The following is a 17,695-nucleotide window of genomic DNA, read 5'->3' as shown; positions in this document are numbered from 1 at the left end:
TATTATTCAGATTTAGAATGTCCAAAAGTAAGTGCCGAAGGCAACATTTCTCTTATCTGATCGACGGGTTGTTTGACTTTAGCCATTAAAAGCTCTCTAAAATGAGCATCTGTTGCGAAATAACGAATGGCTCCCTCTACACCTTTATATACACCTACATCAAGTTCTCGTCGTTCTACGCTTGCTTTTAAATCTTGAAGACGATTGAGATCGACATCAGGTTTAGACGATGAAAAAAGAGAGTAGGCACTGTAGAAACTACTCCAAATAGAGGTTTTAGTTTCTTCAGCGGCAGTTACTTTTTTCCACACCAGCATAAACTCATTGGAACATAATGGAGCCATTAATTTAATCATGCGTTGAATATCAGGATTTGAGAGTGTGTTTGTATTATCTGTTCCATCATAATAAGCTTCATTTTTTTTCAAACACCAGTTGTAAATGGTTTTCATCTCATCAAGTTGGCTATGAAAATCGGCTAGACTAAAATTTTGGAGAATGTAGCCAGCGGCGCCACAGTAAAGAAACATACTTAGAAAGTAATTTGCAAACTCAGGAATTGGTAAAAGGAATCCTGCTAGCCAAGAGCCTCCCCAGGCAGTTAGTCCGGTACTCATTCCTTGGAATAGATACATTAGATTGGCATTGTACTCAAAGTCATTAATATATTTTCTAAGCAATTTTTGCTGTTCTTCGTCATTTAAGTTATACGGTTTAGAAGTTAATGATTTTAAAGCGTCCGCACGCTCTTTTTTTGAGTTTTCAACAGCGTTCATTCCATCAACAGTAAGTGTCCCCACAATACTCTCCTTGAAAAATTACAATAAAATCCCTCTTCATCCTACCTGAAAAAACATAATTAGTGCTATTGCTTTTTTACAAAAATTCAATCTGTTAAAATTGTTGAGATGTTTTGGATATTTTGAAAATCCATAAAAGGCGAGTAGAATTAAAAGTAATTGATTTAAATAAAGTGGTTTGGATGATAAGGATACGCTATAAACAGTGAGCATAATCAATGTCTTAGAGTTGCTTCGATTTTATTTGACAAATTAATTAATTATAACTAATCTTGAATTGTGCAATGCAACATATGGAGATGCTAATGAAAAATGAATTTTTTGAGCAAAAATTTTTTAACAATTTTGACGCCCCAATGCAAAAGCTCATGGAGCTCAACGTTAAAATGATGCAAAACTTATCTTTAATGAAACCCGTAGATTTATTAAGCTTAAAAAGACCCGAAGATTTTTTTGAAAAAAATATGGAATTGTTTATTCAAAATAGTCATATGACTCTAAATTACATGCGAGAAACCTTCAATATACTTGAAAGTCATTGGTTAAATGTCTCTCGTAATTTGGATCAAAATACTAAAAAAATGATGAGTGAAGTCTCTACTACTATGGAGAAAAGTACTAAAGAAGCAACAGCTGCTGCCAAGTCTGCTGCGAAAAAAGTTTCTTCTGTTACTAAAAAGGCTTCTTCATCTGCAAAAAAAATGGCCTCTGCTATTAAGAAAGCCTCTGCGCCTGCAAAAAAAACGACTTCTGCTATTAAAAAAGCTACTTCGACTGTAAAAAAAGCAGCGCCAACCGCTAAAAAATCTTCATCATCAGTGAAAAAAGTAAGCCCCCAAAAAAATACTAAGGTAGCTACCAGTAAGACATCGACTGCCTTAAAAGCAAAACAGGAAGCTAAAAGTACTCCTCAAAAATCAACTGCAATACAGGCTAAAGCACCAATGGCTCAAAATGCGCCAAAGGACAATACAGCACCAAAACTAAGCAACCTAACAGAAAAAAGCAATCTTAATATCCAAAATATGGGTAAAAGCAATCCCATGCCAAATCAGTAAGAATAAAAGAGCTCTATCTTCATAGTAAGAGCTCTTTTATGTAATTATTTATCCCGTTTATTCTAAGATGCCTTGTTTCTGGTTCTCATCTTTAAAATATTTGATAAAAAATATTTTTGTGAGTTTAGGGTTTTGATTATTTTTTCTGATGAACTCAACTTGGAAACCACATTTTTTGTAAAAATCAGGAGCTTGGAATGCGCTAGTGACTAAATTTATATTATTAAAACCTTTCCCTTGAAATTGATCTTCAAGTGCTTGAAGTAATATTTTGCCATAACCTTTACCACGATGTTGCTGATGTACCCACATATCATCAATATAAATCTCTGCAAATGCAGTGAATGCATTGATGGCGCCACATACTTTCTGATTTTCATCTCTTAAAATGAGACAGAATGGTTTATAATTAACATCGGTCCCATGACTGGTTTCATACGCTATAAGATCCTCTCGCATGATTTCCTCTACTTCATCAGGTAGCGAATTGTAAAATTCTATGGTAGTGGTTTGTTTTTTTTGCATGAACTAACCCATCATTTTATTGTAAAGTAACGAGTTGATTAAAGTCAGGTAATATGGCTTGCAACTCTTTTGCCAAAGAGTATAGCAGTAAGTCATTTCTTTGAGCAGCACCAATTTGTATTGATATTGGAAGTTGATGATGCATCATAACAGGAATTGTCATTGCTGGCAGACCAGCTTGATTAAACAGTGATGTAAATGGAGAAAATTCAATATTTTTTTGTAAATAGCTCTCAAAGTCATCATCTGTTCTTAATTCGCCGATAAGCAAAGGAAGTTGGGCTAGGGCGGGGGTTAATATTACATCCGTTTGCTTTAATAACCGATGTAGTGGTTGAGTAAGTTGGTATAAACTCGCTTTTGCAATAAGATACTCATAAGCTGAAAGAGCTTGCCCACGCTTGTAAAATTCCCAGGCCACTGGTTCGAGTTCATTTTGTGTTGCCTTTCTTCCTAATTGAATTTCTTGTAGTTTAATCTCTGAATATGTATTGGCGGCGATAAGAGTAAGCACATAATTACCGATGGCATTAAGGTCCAGGGCTAATTTTTTTTTCTGAATTGTATGCCCCATTTTTTTTAATAATTCTTCAACTATATTAACTGCCTCAAGACATGGTTTTGCAACAGGTACTGATGCAAAAGCACCATCAAGATAAAGAATATTTAATGTTTTTTTATTCGGTTGATGTAGAGGTATCCGTGAACGATCCGTTAATTGATTAAATAATTCTTCTGAATCTCTAAGTGATCGAGTTAGGACAAAATTGACTGCCAGACCAGACCACAACTCATTAGTTAAAGGGCCTGTTGGGGTTAGACCTGTTGTAGGCTTAAAACCAAATAAACCACAACATGCGGCAGGGATCCTAATGGAACCACCGCCATCGCTTGCAGTTGCTACAGGTGCAATACCTGTAGCAACTGCTGCTGCAGAACCTCCGGAAGAACCACCAGAAGTTCTATTATGATCATAGGGGTTACGGCAAGGGCCCAATAAAACAGATTCTGTAACATAAGAAAGGCCTAACTCAGGTGTGTTTGTTTTTGCAATAGGGATAAAACCTAATGAAATCATTTTACTCACCAAATCACTGGTGAACTCAGAAATATTGTTAGCAAAAAATCGTGATCCTTCTGTGCTGCGGATTCCTACAAGGGGTTGTCCTAAGTCTTTTATTAATAAAGGGACACCATAAAATGGTTCATTACCCCTAAGATTAGCAAGACATTCCTTTGCAAAATCAGAACAATCAGTAACAATTGCATTGAGTGTTGGGTTCACTTCATTTATCCGTGAACGAGCGCAATTCATAGCCTCAGCGGGACTAACTTCTCGTGCTTTAATTCGTTTTGCAAGTTCAGTTGCATCACAGTTTAGATATTCTTTTAATAGCATGAAAATACCTTCCCTCCTAAAGATCCAGGAACAATTTTCATTGTTCCTGAATTAACTCTTTATACTGACTATTCTTTATGGCAATTCTTAAATTTTTCTTCCATCCTTGCTTCCATCTTTTTCATTTTATTTTGAAGTTCTGTTTTTTGTTGTGGGTTAAGCACAGAAAAAATTTGATTTTTTGCTGTGATTTTAGCTTTCATCATATCACCAATAAGTTTTGTCTTTTTATCAATTAAACCGTCAACTGCTGATTGATCCATGGTGGCTGATTCAGCTTGTTGATTGATTTGTCGACTTAAATCCTTCATTTGGTCCGCATCATTTTTCATTGAGGCTTTAAGTTGGTCTAAAATAGGTTTTATTTTAGCTTTTTGGCTATCATCTAGTTTGAGTGATTCAACCATACTTTTAAATCCCTCTCCACAGCCTCCAGAGTGAGCCAATACTACTGGGCTTACTGCTAGTGTAAATGCAAATGCAGCGGTCTGTATAATTTTTTTATACATGATACGTCCCTTCCTTAGTTAAGTGTTAAAATCATAAGTTAGTATAGATGTTCCAAACTGATTTTTGTTAATTTTGAGTGAACTAGATGAAAATAAAATCTTTTGAGCCACAACTTGTACTGGCGACACTTAAGGACTACCCAACAATCCAAAACATGGCTCGCTTCTATGTTTACGACATGTCAAAAGAATGCGGTTTTATTTCTACCGATTGGAATATTCCCGCAGATGGCTTGTATGAATGCTTTGATTTCAAAAAGTATTTTATAAATGAAACTCGAAAAGCCTATAAAGTTTTAATCAATGAGGAGCTTGCAGGCTTTGTTCTCTTAAATTGTGAGGGAAAGCGTTCTGAAACCGAGTGGAATATGGGTGAGTTTTTTATTCTAGGAAAATTTCAAAAAAAAGGAGTAGGAAAAGCGGTTGTGGGAAAAGTCTTTATATCACATCCAGGGCACTGGGAAGTTTCTGTAATTCCTGAAAACCAAATAGCTTATAAATTTTGGCGTAAAACCATTTCAGAATATACAAAAAATCAATACTCAGACGAAATTGTGATCGTTGATTATGATCCAGCACAACCTAAGCGGATCTTATTTAGTTTTGATATTTAAGTTTCGTCTTCCGAACTAATCAAAATTGGTACCGTGTGACGAGGATTACGCTCTTAATAAAACGTTAAGAAAATATACCTATAATGACGCATGGAAAAATATAAAAAATCTATATGACTACACCATTTTGGCAAATACGAAATAGAAAATTCTTAACACGACAAGCGAACATGGAGGGTAATCTCGCTATATGTCTTCATGACCTTAATCGTGATTTAACAATAATTCACTTTAATGGCATATCATTACTGGATATTTGTATTGCTGACTTAAAAATTGATTCAACAGGAATGAATACTAACGAGAAAATAGCTGTCGTAAAAGCGAATCTCACTATTGATCATATTTCCAACCTCTTTAAAAGAGAATTACTAAATTTTTGTAACGATGAGGAGCTACAAGCTCAGTATGTTAATAAATTAAGCAAGGTTTTTTATCAATGGGGACTACTTTATTTAGCAGCTCAGTCACTCACTGATAATATTGAGGTTGCAGAAAAAGGATACACTGTTGATGGAAATAAATTAAATACAAAAGTTAATATTTATGAAAAAAATGGAAGTATCTATATTGATGAGCAAACAGAGCTAATGGGCTTAGATAAACGAGAGGGATTAGGTGCAGTCGAAGTGAGTAATGACGATAAATCTGCAATGATGATTATAAAAAATAGACTCCACTTGAGACCTACCGAGTTAGGCGGTATGGAGTATGCAAATACAGATTTAACTATTGAATATAATAGTACTCTTGCGCAAACACTATATGATAAAAGGACATTTGTTGAGAAGATCATTGACCTCATTAAATCAATTTTAAGTCGCAATGGGATTGATGACTTTTCATTTGCATTTGATGAAGAACCTCCTAAACCTACTATATAAGCCTCCTGCAAATCCATTAGTAAATGAATATCGTTCATTCTAAAAAAGCTAATGGAGAACGATATTCATTTCTTTCGAGACTCAAAGTATCTAGGCTTCTTCAGCACCTGCAGTCACATTACCCATAGTGTATGAATGAGCTCCTGTTCCAGCGAGTCTGCCTTTATCAACTATAAGATAAACATCACGGATAGGGCGTCCCTCTAACCAACACTCCAAAATTTCGCGTGTTCCAGCAGCGTAACGAGCTTGTGCAGATAAGGACGTTCCTGAAATGTGAGGAGTCATACCATGGTGAGGCATTGTGCGCCAAGGATGGTCTTTGGGTGCCGGTTGTGGAAACCATACATCACCTGCATAGCCTGCAAGTTGACCATTTTCACAGGCTCTTACAATGGCTTCGCGATTACATATTTTTCCTCGAGCCGTATTGATTAGATAAGAACCTCGTTTCATTTTATTAATCAATTGCTCGTCAAATAAATTTTCAGTCTCGGGTGTTAATGGGCAATTAATAGTTACCACATCACATGCTTCCACAAGAGATTCGACTCGATTATGAAAAACCAATCCCAATTCCTTTTCGGTTTTTTCTGGCAGGCGATGGCGATCTGTATAATGCAATTTTACATCAAAAGGCTTTAAACGCTTCATGACCGCTAATCCGATACGCCCACATGCTACAGAGCCTACTGTCATTCCTTCCAAATCGTAGGAGCGTGCGATGCAATCAGCAATATTCCAACCTTTTTGGACAACCCATTGATACGAAGGCAAGTAATTACGTACTAAAGAAAGAATCATCATGACAACATGTTCTGCAACGCTAATGCTGTTTGAATAAGTGACTTCTGCTACAGTAATGTTCCTTTCTTTTGCGGCTTGTAAATCTACATGATCCGACCCAATGCCCGCGGTAATGACTAATTTTAATTTTTTTGCTTTGGCAATTCGCTCTTCCGTTAAATAAGCAGGCCAAAAAGGTTGGGAAATCACTACATCGGCATCGGGTAATTCTTTTTCAAAAACGGAATTTGGTCCCTCTTTATCCGAAGTAACGATAAACTGATGTCCTTGAGCTTCAAGAAACTCACGTAATCCGAGTTCACCAGACAAAGAACCAAGTAAAGAACCAGGTTTAAAATCAAGATGATTAGGAGTAGGGACCTTTTGTCCATCAGGATAGTGTTCTATTTTGGGAATCGTATCCCGAGCATAATGTTTTGGATATCCATTAATTGGATCGTCATATAGAACACAAAGAATTTTAGCCATACATTTGTCCTTAAATAAAATGATTAATTAAATCGCTGCGTTTCAAATCAGTGGCAGTTGGCACGTGGAAGATGATAGAACGTTTATTTTAGTATTCAAAGTTCTAAATTATTGGATTAAGATAATGAATTTATTCTGTTAACTTGTAAACTATTATCAGCAATAAATTTTTTGGTTGGGGGGGGATGTTCGTAACTAAAATGCATTGTAGAATCAAAAAGCTACTCACCACTTCATTTTACATGGGGCATAAAATACTTAGCAAAGGAACTTCCTTATTTCCATGCTAAAAGAGATACAGCACTAATTGGGATGATACTCAGTATTTTGTTCTTGGCGAGGCTGTTCGCCTTTTATCTCCAACCCTGGGTATTCACTTTTTAGTACAGCAATCGCATCTTGAGCAAACTCGCTCTTAATGGTCACTTTTAATCTGTCTGAATTTAAACGACCATCTGCTGACTCTACAAAAAAATGTTTGCCATTTACGAAGGCATTCTTCTTACTACCTTGATCATCGCAAATTGCTAAAAGTGCATGATACGCAAAAGTCATATCACCAATTGCATCTCGCGTTCCATCCTTCATAACAAGAGTACCATCCCGGTATTGTTCAACAGTTGTTTTGTATTTCATAATTTCCTCATTTGATGAACTATCTGTATTTAATTTTAACAGAGCATTGTTAGCTAAAGATTAAAACTCGAAAAAAGTGCTCTACTTTAGGTTAAAGTTTGTTCTACTTAAAAAAATCCAATCTATTGAATGGTCAAGCAATCTACTGTTTTACTGAGCACTGCTAAAACTGAGGATAGTCAAGAAAAACATGGTGAGATACAATGAGCTTTTGTTAGTTTGATAAAACCAATTTAAATAAACAATGACTTATATGAATAGTCAAAGAAAAAGGAGCCAGTCCCCCACTTATGAGAAGTATTTTATGCGCTAATTCCAAGATTGAATTTGCAAACACCTTGCGAGGTCTTGCAGCATTATTGGTTGTTATTTCCCATTATTTCAGTACTTTTTGGTATAAGAGAGACTCCATCGCTCATATAATTAATGCGCCGATTCTATCTCCTGAAACATATGCTATACCCACATACATCAAATGGTTTAATTTATTTCCTCTTTTTGACTGGGGCTCTTATGGAGTGGGGTTATTCTTTATAATCAGTGGTTTTGTTATTCCATTTTCACTCCATAGAATAAATGCAATTGGATTTTGCATAAAGCGTTTTTTTCGTATTATTCCTACCTACATAATAGGATTTAGTATTACTTTATTGGCTCTTTTTTTATGTGGAAAATATTTTCCTGCACCTTGGCCTTATACCTTTCAAGAGATTTTAATCCATTACATACCAGGAATTCGAGATATTCTCGGATCGAGAAATATAGATACAGTTATCTGGACTCTTGAAATAGAAATGAAATTTTATCTTATAGTGGCTTTATCAATTGCCTGGTTTCGTAGGTATTCACTAAAGGTTTTTTTAATACCCATCGCATTATTTCTTTTAACCTGCTACCTGTCGCATATGATTCCAGTGTGGGCAATGAATCATCTGGTTGCCTTTATCCAAGCTGAAATTTATATGATGTCATCACCTTATATAATTTTCATGTTCATTGGGGTAGCTTTTCATTATTTATACGCTCATAAAATATCATCTGATGTAGCATATTTGCTAATAAGTAGCTTATTTTTTATATTTTGCATCGCTTGGTGGGCTGGGCCATATTCCAATAACTTAATATTGGCATGGAGCTATGCGTTGGCTTTGTTAACTTTTATGTTTGCCTATATATTCCCACGTTTTTTTAAAGCAAATCCTATATTTAATTTTTTTGCTGACATTAGTTATCCTCTGTATATTATTCACAGCATTGTGGGGTACATTCTTCTTCGCATTATGTTGGATAGAGGTTTTAAAATTGGGTTAGCTCTGAGTGTAGTGATTTTTGTTTCTGTACTACTCTCCTGGTTTCTACATCTACTTATTGAGCGGCCTTCGCAGATGCTCGGAACAAAACTTTCGGAACGATTAAGTTTCAGCATTCCAGAGTCATCAATATTTCTAAAAAAATGGATTAAGTCATTGCGATTACAATCTTCAGAAAATTAGCTTAGGGGTTTTATGTCGGAGTATGAAACTATTTTAAGTGAGCAGGAAAAGAAATGGATCTTGGATAGACGTATAACAAGGCTCTCTGACAATAAAGAGGTTCAAATATACCCCATGGGAGCGGAGCGATATTTATCATCTGCTTTGGCGGGGAATCAAAGAAACCGATATAATATCCGTGCCAATGTGGAAGGAAAAAATGTCTTAGTCATTCCGGGATATGGTAATAGTAGTTTCTTATTTGCACAAGCAGGCGCAAAATCAGTTACTGCATATGACAAAGATGCTGTGACAATTGCCTGGATGAAAGCATTTAAAAAATACTATCTTTATCGTGAATATGATGATCGAGGAAATGCGTTGCCCTCAGTTGGAGAACTATTTGACGCACTCACGTGTTGGTATCCCCCCTTAGTTAATTTGCAGCGGGGAAACTTTGTTAATTTTTTATTCTGGATAGTCCAACCCAATTTATTAAGGCGAGCCTATATTCACTATATGGTGACATTAGTTCAGCGTGCTGTTAAATCCACAATTCAAACGAGTTGTGAATTGGATAAAAACATTCAGTTTCATGTGGGCACAATAGATAAACTACTTACGAGTGATAAAAAGCAAACTTTTGATACTGCTTTTGTCCCCTATCTTTTAGGAGTTGAGAACGGAATTGAAAAAGAAGACGACATTGTGAACTTTATTGGACAAATGGTTCATATTATTCCTGAAGGTAATATTTTGGTTACTCCCTCTAGAAATACGAAGGAGCATTACATTACCGGACGGAGTTATTTTTTAACAACAGGGTATGCGGAGATTCAGGCAATTCCCAAACTCAAAACATATGTTATTGGTAATGACAAATATTGGTTTCGCACACAAGGCTTGGCAATATTTGGAAGACCTCATGGTTAATCGAGTGCATTGATAAGAAATGGTAAAAATTTCTAAAGATAAATCTACGATTACCCATTAAATGTATAATTAATGAACAATCGTAATCCATTTAATGAACTGAAATGTCTCAATCCAAAACCGAAAAATCCTACGGAACTAAAAACCCCGATGTGGAAGATGTAAGAAAGATAGCTAATATAACTCAAGTAGATGTTGCTACTGTTACAAGTAATAGCTCTCCTATAGTCCATAGCTTTGGAGATGCCCCCATGAGTAGGGATGTACGTTTTGGGGCTGCTTCACTTAGTAAACCCGTTTTTGCGTACCTCGTGTTAAAGCTCGTGGAGGCCGGTAAGCTAACTCTAGATATGAAGGGGTTTAATAATATTTTGCCCTTTAAAGTCTTTTGTGATCAACATGGTTTTAAATGGAAAAATGATAAAGATATTAATGAAGAAGATATAGCACGCATTAATTCATTTACACCGACCATGATTCTCTCACATAAAACGGGATTTGATTTAAATCGAACAAATGAAGCAAATCATCAGTTTGAACCTGGCCAAGAATATTATAGATATTCAGGGTTGCCATTGTTCTATTTGCAAAAAGTGATTGAAAAACTTTATGAACCGCAATTGGTTTTAATGCAGGATAGTACCGACTCTTTTGAAGAAAATAAGCTGTATGTTTCAATCACCCCTCCGACTCTAAGATATACAATTATTGACATGAACGGAGTAGGTGTATCCAGTACCATAGACTTAAAAGTACTTAACTGTGAACTACAGAGGCTTACTGACATCAAGGAGCTTAACCCATACCTACCCAAAATACTTGAAGAAGTAGCAAAACGAGGTCATACAACTCATCTGGATGTACTTGCTAGGAAATATGTATTTGAACCGCTACATATGAACCATAGCAGTTTCGGAGATAAGCCCTGCGCAGCGAATAGTTTATCTACTTCTGCTGAAGATTATGCACTTTTTGTTCAAGCCTGGATGTGTGATGAACAATTACAATATGCATTTCAACAGCAGATCCGTATGACTCAGGATCCTTGGGCAAAAGAGGTTGTTCCTGAGAAAAGCCATTTGAACTATGTGGCTGAATGTTTGGGCTTTCAACTTGAACTCGATGAACAGGGTAGACCCCTTACAGCATTTAAGACGGGAGATATGGGACCATGGAGAGGGTGGGTTGCTATTGATTTAAGTGCTGATTTAAAGGATCGGAGAGCAACGGTTTATTTTGCAAAAGGCCCTGGCCATGACGGGAATGGACATATTCTAGCCGAAACTCTAATAAAACCCTATTTTCAATTAGAGCATGCGTTTAACTGGTTTAAAGAGAAATATGGTTTTGCCACAAAACTTGAAGAAAATTGGCAAGAAAAACAACAAGAGCGCTTTGATCGCGTAGAATATTACATGGAGTCATTATCTGGTTTACATGCCAGTGAGACAGAGTGGGCTGAAGAGGAAAAAGACTTTGAAGCAAATAAAGATAAATACATGCAACCCCCTGTCGAGAAAAATATAATTCATGAATATAGAGAATCCATAAAACAGTTAAGAGAAAGTCAACAGGATCTCTCAATGACTCAAAGGGTAGTGTTTAAGTAACCATCCACCTTTTTAAATTGGTTATAATAGTTTCTGAGTTTTCGGCAATGGTGTCGCTGAAGACAAGTTTGTCGGTTAGGCTATAGCCTCGATGATTTTAAGATGCGGCTTAAATTAGACTCTCTCAAACAACCATTTTGATACTGGCGAACCACACCAAAATCCTTCATTGGAAAGCACTTTTCTCTATTATCCTTATAATTATTTCCATTTTGGAAAATTTACATTTCCAAATCTCTATATTATCAAAACAACTCACTTGGTGTAAATTATGTACATAATTATCATGGAAAATGTGCAAAATGATAAAACTTAAGGATCTAACTGCAACTAACCGAGTAGATATACTAACCTCTAAAAAAGTCGGAAATCATTATGAGGCAGTACCGATGACTTTTTATAGGCTACGTGATCTTGCACAATGTACTGAGCAGGATTTGCCTGAAAAATTATTTCAAGATGAAGATTTTGTCATACCACCAAAAGACGATGGCCGCTCTTGGGTCAAAGCAAAGATAGGAAAACTATACCTTGAATGGAAACCTGAGGGGAAAGGAAGTTTTCTTTTAAACATTAGATATATTGATAGGAAAAATCAACTCCTACAGCCATTTTTAAATATACAAATTCCACGCCATTCAAAGATTGAGCCTCATGATTTATTACCCTTTTTCTTGGATACTTATTATAATGATTATACGGGCAAGGTGACAAGAAGTGGCTACGAAGCACGTGTACCGAGAAGCTGTGCTTATGAGTTGAAATTGGTTCTCACTAAATTGCTTCTTGATGAAAAACCTAGTGCATATGAACTGAGAAATTTCCAGGAAAATTGCCGGAAGCTTAATGCTCAAGGAAATTCACAGCATTCTGGCGTACAAATTGAACCAGTAATTAATATTGCATACTTTGACTTTAATGTTCACAAAAAGCCCACTACTCTGTTTCAAGTAACAGCACATGATGCTCATGAGTTTCTTTCAACAACTAGAAGTGGGGCCGAGATTGATCAATGGTTGCAGGATATATTGTTGCCCAACCTCTCTCCTAAAGAACGCAAACAAGGATATCTTTTAGGCTTGGAATATATTATTAATGAATTGGATTATGCGGCAAAAAAGAGCTTAGCTTTCCATATTTTAAACAGTCCAGACCATTTTTTAAAAAAAGAAAGACATTTTTTTCGCTCTTTAGAGTATTCCAACGAAACGTTCTCCGTCTTTCAACTTGTTAAAAAGCTCATGAAAGTTCCCGCAGAATCTAAAAATAACATTCTGGTTATTGAGGATAAAGAACATAATCAGGAATATATTATTTCTCGCCATACATAAAAATTAGCCTCGGGAACGGTTGCAACCGGGATCTGACAGATATTCCGGTTGTAAGATCAAGGCTCCCTCAGAGTATATAAAATGGGGCTATTTCACCCCCGAGATAATTAATGGTTATTCAAACCCTAATTGATTGTTATTATCAGGAATTTCACTTTTTTCTAAGTCTCTAAGTGATATTTTTAATTCTGTCTTGAGCAAACCTACTCGATGAAACATTGAATTGATTCCTAATGGGTTAATCACATTAAAGTTACCCAAAAGTAGATTACTAAAGTCACCCGTCACTATAAGATAAAGGCAGTTAATTATATTGCTTATGATATCTACTGCGCCACTTTGTTTTTGTAGTTCCTGCGTTGCATTAGGATCTGATAACACAGTTTTACATGACGCTGCAAATTCTTGTCGTGTGATCGGAGATTCTTTAGCCAGAAACTTTTCTTTCTCCTCTGCTAATTTTTTATGAAGTGCACATAATTCGTCACTTGCTGGTTTATCGCTTTCTACCAGATCCTCTGCTTTTTCTAAGATTTTTTGGAGATATGCATTAAATCCTACTATATCTAAGAGATCATTTCTCAGAATATGTTCGCTATTTATCGAGAAAAATTCAGAGTTGATTAATGAATACCAATGGGCATTAGCTGAATTATTTAAAATAATATCTGGGGTACCAGGTTCAACTGATGGAACAGGTATCCCATCACGATAAATTTGTAATCTCATTGGAGTATCATAGTGTATTTCAACATGATCGGGCCCAATCCGTTCTCGTATTTCTCCCTGAAGCTTACAATGCATTAGCATCAAAGTTTCTTCTGTTCCCCATATGTAGTTAGTATTTAAATGACGAATATATGCATCTAGATGTTTGTGTTCATCCTCCTGGAAAAACGCTACAGTCATATCACCTATTAGGTCTGTCACAGATTGTTTTGCCCGGAACATATAGTTTCCAATTTCTGCAAATGTTTTAGGACTTTCATCTGTATCCCATTCAGTATCAAAAATATTTATAATTTCTTCGAATTTACTTTGCATAAAACGGTGCATTTCTGCAGGCATGTTTTCGACTTTAAATATTTCTGCTTTGTTATAGTTTTCATTATCAAAATTATCTGCTTCAAATAATATATGAGCGATGTGATTTTTTTCTTTAAGCATTTTTTTGAAAAGAAAAATCATGCCGTAATTGGCTGCTGTATATAGCGATGAACCTTTAGGATTATCCATAAAGTTTTCTCGAGTCCTAGTTGCAGCATACAATCTCAAGGAAGAACCCAATATAGGTTCAATAATTCTTTTGATGTGTAGTGGGGTAAATGGTTTATTTTTTTCATTTCCTAATAAATAAAAAAGTTTTGACTTTTCTTCCGCGCCTAATCCCAATCGATCAAAAATGCTCTCTGCTGCTGCTCTATTTCCATTTTTACGCAAATAATACATCAGTGAGATGCCATAGGAATAATAAAGACAGTTTCCATCACTACTGTTATCTACTTTTTTAAATTTAGGCATAATAAATCTTATATATTCTGGTTATATAAAAATATCGCTATTAATCGTTATTCAAAATAACAAATAAACAAGGTGTTTGATAATATATCAAATGTTCAATAATCTAAAGATTTAAAGACATTAAAATGGAAATAGTTTTAACGTTTAATTAGCAAAAGGATGGAAGCGTAAAATAAGAATTTTTTGAGCAGTCCAGAGTCTCTTATTTTTCACATGTGATTTTTCTTTATCCTAATTTTTGTGCCATAAATTAAAGGAATTAAGTAATTTAATCAAAATATGATCTCTTTACGTTTACGATTTTATGAAGAATTAAATGATTTCATCCCTTTAGAAAAGCGTAAGAAATGTTCACTGGATGCACCATACCGATCCTAAAAAACAGGTAGAAGAAGTTCTGGTGCAATTTCAGTTAATAAAGGAATGCAATCCATTTACTCGCTGCTTAGTGTGTGATGGATTACTAAAGAACGTAAATAAAACTGAAATTAGCGAAGATATACCTGAGTTGACACAAAAATATTATCAGACCTTTATACAGTGCCAATCCTGCAAAAAAGTTTATTGGAAGGGGCCGCACTATATTAAATTAAAAAATTGGGTCGAGAAAATTTTACGTAATGAACCAGAATAAAGTTAAACGTCACAAAAAACACTCAAACCACGTAGAAATACGTACGTGTGCATTATTTAAGCAAGGCTTAATAAACTATAGGTAGACTATTCTTTAAGAGGAGTTCTTTCCAGGAGGTAACACTCAAAAGAAGTAGATCAAATCATGTTTAAAAATATTTCATTTTTCGGATTTAGAAAAAATTCAGTTTCCTTTAGTAGTCCTTATAGCGATTTTAAATTAGTAACAGATACTCATGTACCAGCAACAGATGTAGTTTGGCATCGAGTTCATGGAGAAACTTCGGAAGCAGTCATTAAAGACGGTTTCGGTGGAAGGGAAGGCTTACCTATAGATAATCTGAAATCTTATATAGCATTTAATACAGAATTTGGGGGCTTTGGTGGCACAGTAAGTATTGAAAAAGCATTGGAGTTTGCTCAAAATGGAGCGAATAATGTAAAAAACTTTATTTATTCTTCTGTAAATCCTAATAAAAAAATTAGCATACCTGCATTTATACGAGAAATGACTGACATGCTTTCTGAGTCCGTAACTGCTTCAAAAATAAATGAAATGGAAGTGATGGCACTAGGCGATATAAAACCAGAGTTTGTTTTTTACGCTACAGATGATCTTGATAATTTTGCGCGAGGTGAAGAAGTAAATAATTTAATGCATAGTGTCAACCCTAAACTACCTGCTACCTATAGAAGTAGCGATGTAGTAACACCTGCGTCTATATTATTACACTTAGCAAAGACTGGATGTACTAGCATTATTACAGCGTGTGTACAAAAGCAAATATTTAATATTGAAGATATGATACAGCTTGCAAAACAACCAGAGTACTCTGAGTTATCTAATTTTTTAAAAGAGTTACAACCTGTGGAAAATTCTAGCAAGTTAAACGCTCTTTGAAAATAGAAAAATCTAACTACAGATACACCAACTTCTTGTTTATTGGCTAGCTAGTAGCTTCTAGCTAGCCTAAAGAGAAGTATGATTCCCATTTGAGTGTGATGTGTCTCTAAGGTATGATTTAATGTTTTGATTCCTGATAGAACAAAATCATGAAAAAAATTGTTGAAGTTGTTCCTTATAATCCATTATGGCCTGAACTTTTTGCAGCAGAAGCATTTCAAATCAAGCAAACACTAGGGGACAATTGCATAGCAATCCATCATATAGGCTCTACGTCGGTGCCGGGATTAAGTGCTAAACCTATTATTGATATCCTGCCTGTTGTCCGAGATATTTTGCTGGTAGATAACGCTTCAAAAGCGATGGAAAACATTGGATATTCAACCATGGGTGAGCATGGCATTCCATTTCGTCGTTTTTTTCAAAAAGGAGTGACAATAAGGACTCATAATGTACATGTTTTTGAAAAGAACAACTCAGAAATTGAACGGCATTTGAGTTTTACAGATTGGATGAGAGCCCATCAGGATGATCGTGATGCGTATGCCACTCTAAAAATAGCTTTGGCAAAACAATTTCCACATGATATTACCGCTTATTGTCTAGGAAAAGAGGAATTCATTACCAATATTGACGCTCAAGCGGGTTTTACTAAACTTCGCATTGTAAAAGCTTTAACACACCTTGAATGGCAATTAGCACGTGCTTTCCGTCAAAAATATTTCTTTGATAAAGTGCCTGTTTCAGATCCATATACCTGGACATTTGATCATAAGGACCATATACATTTTGTTCTTTACCAAGGAACGATACGAGTTGGCTACGCCCACATCCAACTGTGGCCAAATCAAAGAGCCGCATTAAGAATTATTGTTATTGATGAGGCATATCGTAATAAAGGTATAGGTAGTGATTTTTTAAATCTTATTGAAAAGTGGTTACAACATACGGGAATTATTAAACTCCACATCCAATCTTCACCTGAAGCGATCAACTTTTATCTGCATCATCAATACGTTAACATGCCATTTGATGATCCTGACCATCATGAAAGTGATCCGCGAGATATTGAAATTGGAAAAATATTATGATTTGTGGGAAAGGAATACTATGGCTTAATATTCACTGCTAAACTTAATGAATTCCAACTATTCAAGTGAAACCATGATAAATCACCAAATTGAAACATTTTTTCAGTCAAAAGCCTTTGCTGTTATTGGGGCTTCTTCTAATCGGGCAAAATATGGTAATACAGTTTTACGTTGTTATCTTGAAAACAATAAAAAGGTTTATCCTGTAAATCCTCAAGAAGATGTAATTGAAGGGGTGCCTGTAGTACATTCAGTGAGTGAATTACCCGATGAGGTAAAAAGTATTTCTATTATAACGCCACCAATTATCACTGAGAAAATTGTTGATGAAGCAATTAAAAAAGGAATTAAAAATATTTGGATGCAACCTGGGGCTGAAAGTGAATCAGCCATTAAAAATTGTAAAGATCATAAAATCAATATTATAGCAGAAGGGCCTTGTATTTTAGTCACTCTGAACTATGTTGGACATTAGAATTTTGAGCTTTTACTAAATGATC

General features: G+C 35.3%; 18 protein-coding genes. 11 read left to right on the top strand and 7 right to left on the bottom strand.

The features are described 5' to 3' along the window. Positions 1–2: 2 nt before the first annotated feature. Positions 3–800: a hypothetical protein gene (locus ACWTEW_RS05950; RefSeq protein WP_454780796.1), complete on the bottom strand. Its 798-nt coding sequence runs from the start codon at positions 798–800 to the stop codon at positions 3–5. A gap of 305 nt (positions 801–1,105) precedes the next feature. Here ACWTEW_RS05950 and ACWTEW_RS05945 point away from each other — a divergent pair, with 305 nt between their 5' ends. After that, complete coding sequence (locus ACWTEW_RS05945) at positions 1,106–1,858, top strand: hypothetical protein (RefSeq protein WP_454780795.1); 753 nt, start codon at positions 1,106–1,108, stop codon at positions 1,856–1,858. Between the two features lie 57 nt (positions 1,859–1,915). On the opposite strand, the gene ACWTEW_RS05940 is transcribed toward ACWTEW_RS05945, so the two are convergent. The 3 genes from ACWTEW_RS05940 to ACWTEW_RS05930 all read right to left on the bottom strand — a co-directional run bounded on the left by ACWTEW_RS05940 (position 1,916) and on the right by ACWTEW_RS05930 (position 4,291). After that, a complete protein-coding gene (locus tag ACWTEW_RS05940) occupies positions 1,916–2,383 on the bottom strand; it encodes a GNAT family N-acetyltransferase (protein ID WP_454780794.1) in 468 nt (155 codons plus the stop codon). Positions 2,384–2,399: 16 nt separating this feature from the next. Continuing rightward, entirely contained in the window at positions 2,400–3,782 is a 1,383-nt protein-coding gene (locus tag ACWTEW_RS05935) for an amidase (RefSeq protein ID WP_454780793.1), read from the bottom strand. 68 nt (positions 3,783–3,850) lie between these two features. Then, positions 3,851–4,291 carry a Spy/CpxP family protein refolding chaperone gene (locus tag ACWTEW_RS05930; protein ID WP_454780792.1) on the bottom strand — a complete coding sequence of 147 codons (441 nt, stop codon included), beginning with the start codon at positions 4,289–4,291 and terminating at the stop codon, positions 3,851–3,853. Between the two features lie 86 nt (positions 4,292–4,377). On the opposite strand from ACWTEW_RS05930, the gene ACWTEW_RS05925 reads away from it, so the two are divergent. Both ACWTEW_RS05925 and ACWTEW_RS05920 read left to right on the top strand, forming a co-directional pair. Then, positions 4,378–4,905 carry a GNAT family N-acetyltransferase gene (locus tag ACWTEW_RS05925; RefSeq protein ID WP_454780791.1) on the top strand — a complete coding sequence of 176 codons (528 nt, stop codon included), beginning with the start codon at positions 4,378–4,380 and terminating at the stop codon, positions 4,903–4,905. Positions 4,906–5,018: 113 nt separating this feature from the next. Beyond that, positions 5,019–5,789 carry a hypothetical protein gene (locus ACWTEW_RS05920; protein WP_454780790.1) on the top strand — a complete coding sequence of 257 codons (771 nt, stop codon included), beginning with the start codon at positions 5,019–5,021 and terminating at the stop codon, positions 5,787–5,789. A 90-nt stretch (positions 5,790–5,879) separates the two neighbouring features. Here ACWTEW_RS05920 and ACWTEW_RS05915 read toward each other — a convergent pair whose 3' ends face one another. Both ACWTEW_RS05915 and ACWTEW_RS05910 read right to left on the bottom strand, forming a co-directional pair. Further along, positions 5,880–7,064 (bottom strand): NAD-dependent formate dehydrogenase, encoded by a 1,185-nt coding sequence (locus ACWTEW_RS05915; RefSeq protein ID WP_454780789.1) that lies wholly within the window; start codon positions 7,062–7,064, stop codon positions 5,880–5,882. Between the two features lie 303 nt (positions 7,065–7,367). Next, positions 7,368–7,700, bottom strand: coding sequence for a hypothetical protein (locus ACWTEW_RS05910; protein ID WP_454780788.1), 333 nt, complete (start codon positions 7,698–7,700; stop codon positions 7,368–7,370). Between the two features lie 290 nt (positions 7,701–7,990). Between ACWTEW_RS05910 and ACWTEW_RS05905 the strand changes: the two genes are divergently transcribed. The 4 genes from ACWTEW_RS05905 to ACWTEW_RS05890 all read left to right on the top strand — a co-directional run bounded on the left by ACWTEW_RS05905 (position 7,991) and on the right by ACWTEW_RS05890 (position 13,046). Then, entirely contained in the window at positions 7,991–9,193 is a 1,203-nt protein-coding gene (locus ACWTEW_RS05905; RefSeq protein WP_454780787.1) for an acyltransferase family protein, read from the top strand. A 12-nt stretch (positions 9,194–9,205) separates the two neighbouring features. Continuing rightward, a complete protein-coding gene (locus ACWTEW_RS05900; protein WP_454780786.1) occupies positions 9,206–10,105 on the top strand; it encodes an ABC transporter permease in 900 nt (299 codons plus the stop codon). 104 nt (positions 10,106–10,209) lie between these two features. Continuing rightward, positions 10,210–11,715 (top strand): serine hydrolase, encoded by a 1,506-nt coding sequence (locus ACWTEW_RS05895; protein WP_454780785.1) that lies wholly within the window; start codon positions 10,210–10,212, stop codon positions 11,713–11,715. 302 nt (positions 11,716–12,017) lie between these two features. Continuing rightward, the gene (locus ACWTEW_RS05890) at positions 12,018–13,046 is read left to right on the top strand and encodes a hypothetical protein (protein ID WP_454780784.1); all 1,029 of its coding nucleotides are present in this window, start codon (positions 12,018–12,020) and stop codon (positions 13,044–13,046) included. 114 nt (positions 13,047–13,160) lie between these two features. Here ACWTEW_RS05890 and ACWTEW_RS05885 read toward each other — a convergent pair whose 3' ends face one another. After that, positions 13,161–14,567 carry a hypothetical protein gene (locus tag ACWTEW_RS05885; RefSeq protein WP_454780783.1) on the bottom strand — a complete coding sequence of 469 codons (1,407 nt, stop codon included), beginning with the start codon at positions 14,565–14,567 and terminating at the stop codon, positions 13,161–13,163. 358 nt (positions 14,568–14,925) lie between these two features. Between ACWTEW_RS05885 and ACWTEW_RS05880 the strand changes: the two genes are divergently transcribed. The 4 genes from ACWTEW_RS05880 to ACWTEW_RS05865 all read left to right on the top strand — a co-directional run bounded on the left by ACWTEW_RS05880 (position 14,926) and on the right by ACWTEW_RS05865 (position 17,670). Further along, positions 14,926–15,201 (top strand): Mut7-C RNAse domain-containing protein, encoded by a 276-nt coding sequence (locus ACWTEW_RS05880; protein ID WP_454780782.1) that lies wholly within the window; start codon positions 14,926–14,928, stop codon positions 15,199–15,201. A gap of 144 nt (positions 15,202–15,345) precedes the next feature. Beyond that, entirely contained in the window at positions 15,346–16,101 is a 756-nt protein-coding gene (locus tag ACWTEW_RS05875) for a hypothetical protein (RefSeq protein WP_454780781.1), read from the top strand. Between the two features lie 152 nt (positions 16,102–16,253). Beyond that, on the top strand, positions 16,254–17,195 hold the full coding sequence (locus ACWTEW_RS05870; RefSeq protein ID WP_454780780.1) for a GNAT family N-acetyltransferase: 942 nt from the start codon (positions 16,254–16,256) through the stop codon (positions 17,193–17,195). A 73-nt stretch (positions 17,196–17,268) separates the two neighbouring features. After that, a complete protein-coding gene (locus ACWTEW_RS05865) occupies positions 17,269–17,670 on the top strand; it encodes a CoA-binding protein (protein ID WP_454780779.1) in 402 nt (133 codons plus the stop codon). Positions 17,671–17,695: the final 25 nt, after the last annotated feature.

Source organism: Legionella stuttgartensis (assembly GCF_977063405.2).
This window is presented reverse-complemented; position numbering and strand designations above follow the sequence as displayed.

Excerpts from the sequence above, each read along its gene's own strand:
- ACWTEW_RS05870 (WP_454780780.1), top strand. The coding sequence starts at position 16,254 with ATGAAAAAAATTGTTGAAGTTGTTCCTTATAATCCATTATGGCCTGAA.
- ACWTEW_RS05900 (WP_454780786.1), top strand. The coding sequence starts at position 9,206 with ATGTCGGAGTATGAAACTATTTTAAGTGAGCAGGAAAAGAAATGGATC.
- ACWTEW_RS05905 (WP_454780787.1), top strand. The coding sequence starts at position 7,991 with ATGAGAAGTATTTTATGCGCTAATTCCAAGATTGAATTTGCAAACACC.
- ACWTEW_RS05890 (WP_454780784.1), top strand. The coding sequence starts at position 12,018 with ATGATAAAACTTAAGGATCTAACTGCAACTAACCGAGTAGATATACTA.
- ACWTEW_RS05945 (WP_454780795.1), top strand. The coding sequence starts at position 1,106 with ATGAAAAATGAATTTTTTGAGCAAAAATTTTTTAACAATTTTGACGCC.
- ACWTEW_RS05925 (WP_454780791.1), top strand. The coding sequence starts at position 4,378 with ATGAAAATAAAATCTTTTGAGCCACAACTTGTACTGGCGACACTTAAG.
- ACWTEW_RS05915 (WP_454780789.1), bottom strand. The coding sequence starts at position 7,064 with ATGGCTAAAATTCTTTGTGTTCTATATGACGATCCAATTAATGGATAT.
- ACWTEW_RS05895 (WP_454780785.1), top strand. The coding sequence starts at position 10,210 with ATGTCTCAATCCAAAACCGAAAAATCCTACGGAACTAAAAACCCCGAT.
- ACWTEW_RS05930 (WP_454780792.1), bottom strand. The coding sequence starts at position 4,291 with ATGTATAAAAAAATTATACAGACCGCTGCATTTGCATTTACACTAGCA.
- ACWTEW_RS05940 (WP_454780794.1), bottom strand. The coding sequence starts at position 2,383 with ATGCAAAAAAAACAAACCACTACCATAGAATTTTACAATTCGCTACCT.
- ACWTEW_RS05910 (WP_454780788.1), bottom strand. The coding sequence starts at position 7,700 with ATGAAATACAAAACAACTGTTGAACAATACCGGGATGGTACTCTTGTT.
- ACWTEW_RS05935 (WP_454780793.1), bottom strand. The coding sequence starts at position 3,782 with ATGCTATTAAAAGAATATCTAAACTGTGATGCAACTGAACTTGCAAAA.
- ACWTEW_RS05885 (WP_454780783.1), bottom strand. The coding sequence starts at position 14,567 with ATGCCTAAATTTAAAAAAGTAGATAACAGTAGTGATGGAAACTGTCTT.
- ACWTEW_RS05920 (WP_454780790.1), top strand. The coding sequence starts at position 5,019 with ATGACTACACCATTTTGGCAAATACGAAATAGAAAATTCTTAACACGA.
- ACWTEW_RS05880 (WP_454780782.1), top strand. The coding sequence starts at position 14,926 with ATGCACCATACCGATCCTAAAAAACAGGTAGAAGAAGTTCTGGTGCAA.
- ACWTEW_RS05865 (WP_454780779.1), top strand. The coding sequence starts at position 17,269 with ATGATAAATCACCAAATTGAAACATTTTTTCAGTCAAAAGCCTTTGCT.
- ACWTEW_RS05875 (WP_454780781.1), top strand. The coding sequence starts at position 15,346 with ATGTTTAAAAATATTTCATTTTTCGGATTTAGAAAAAATTCAGTTTCC.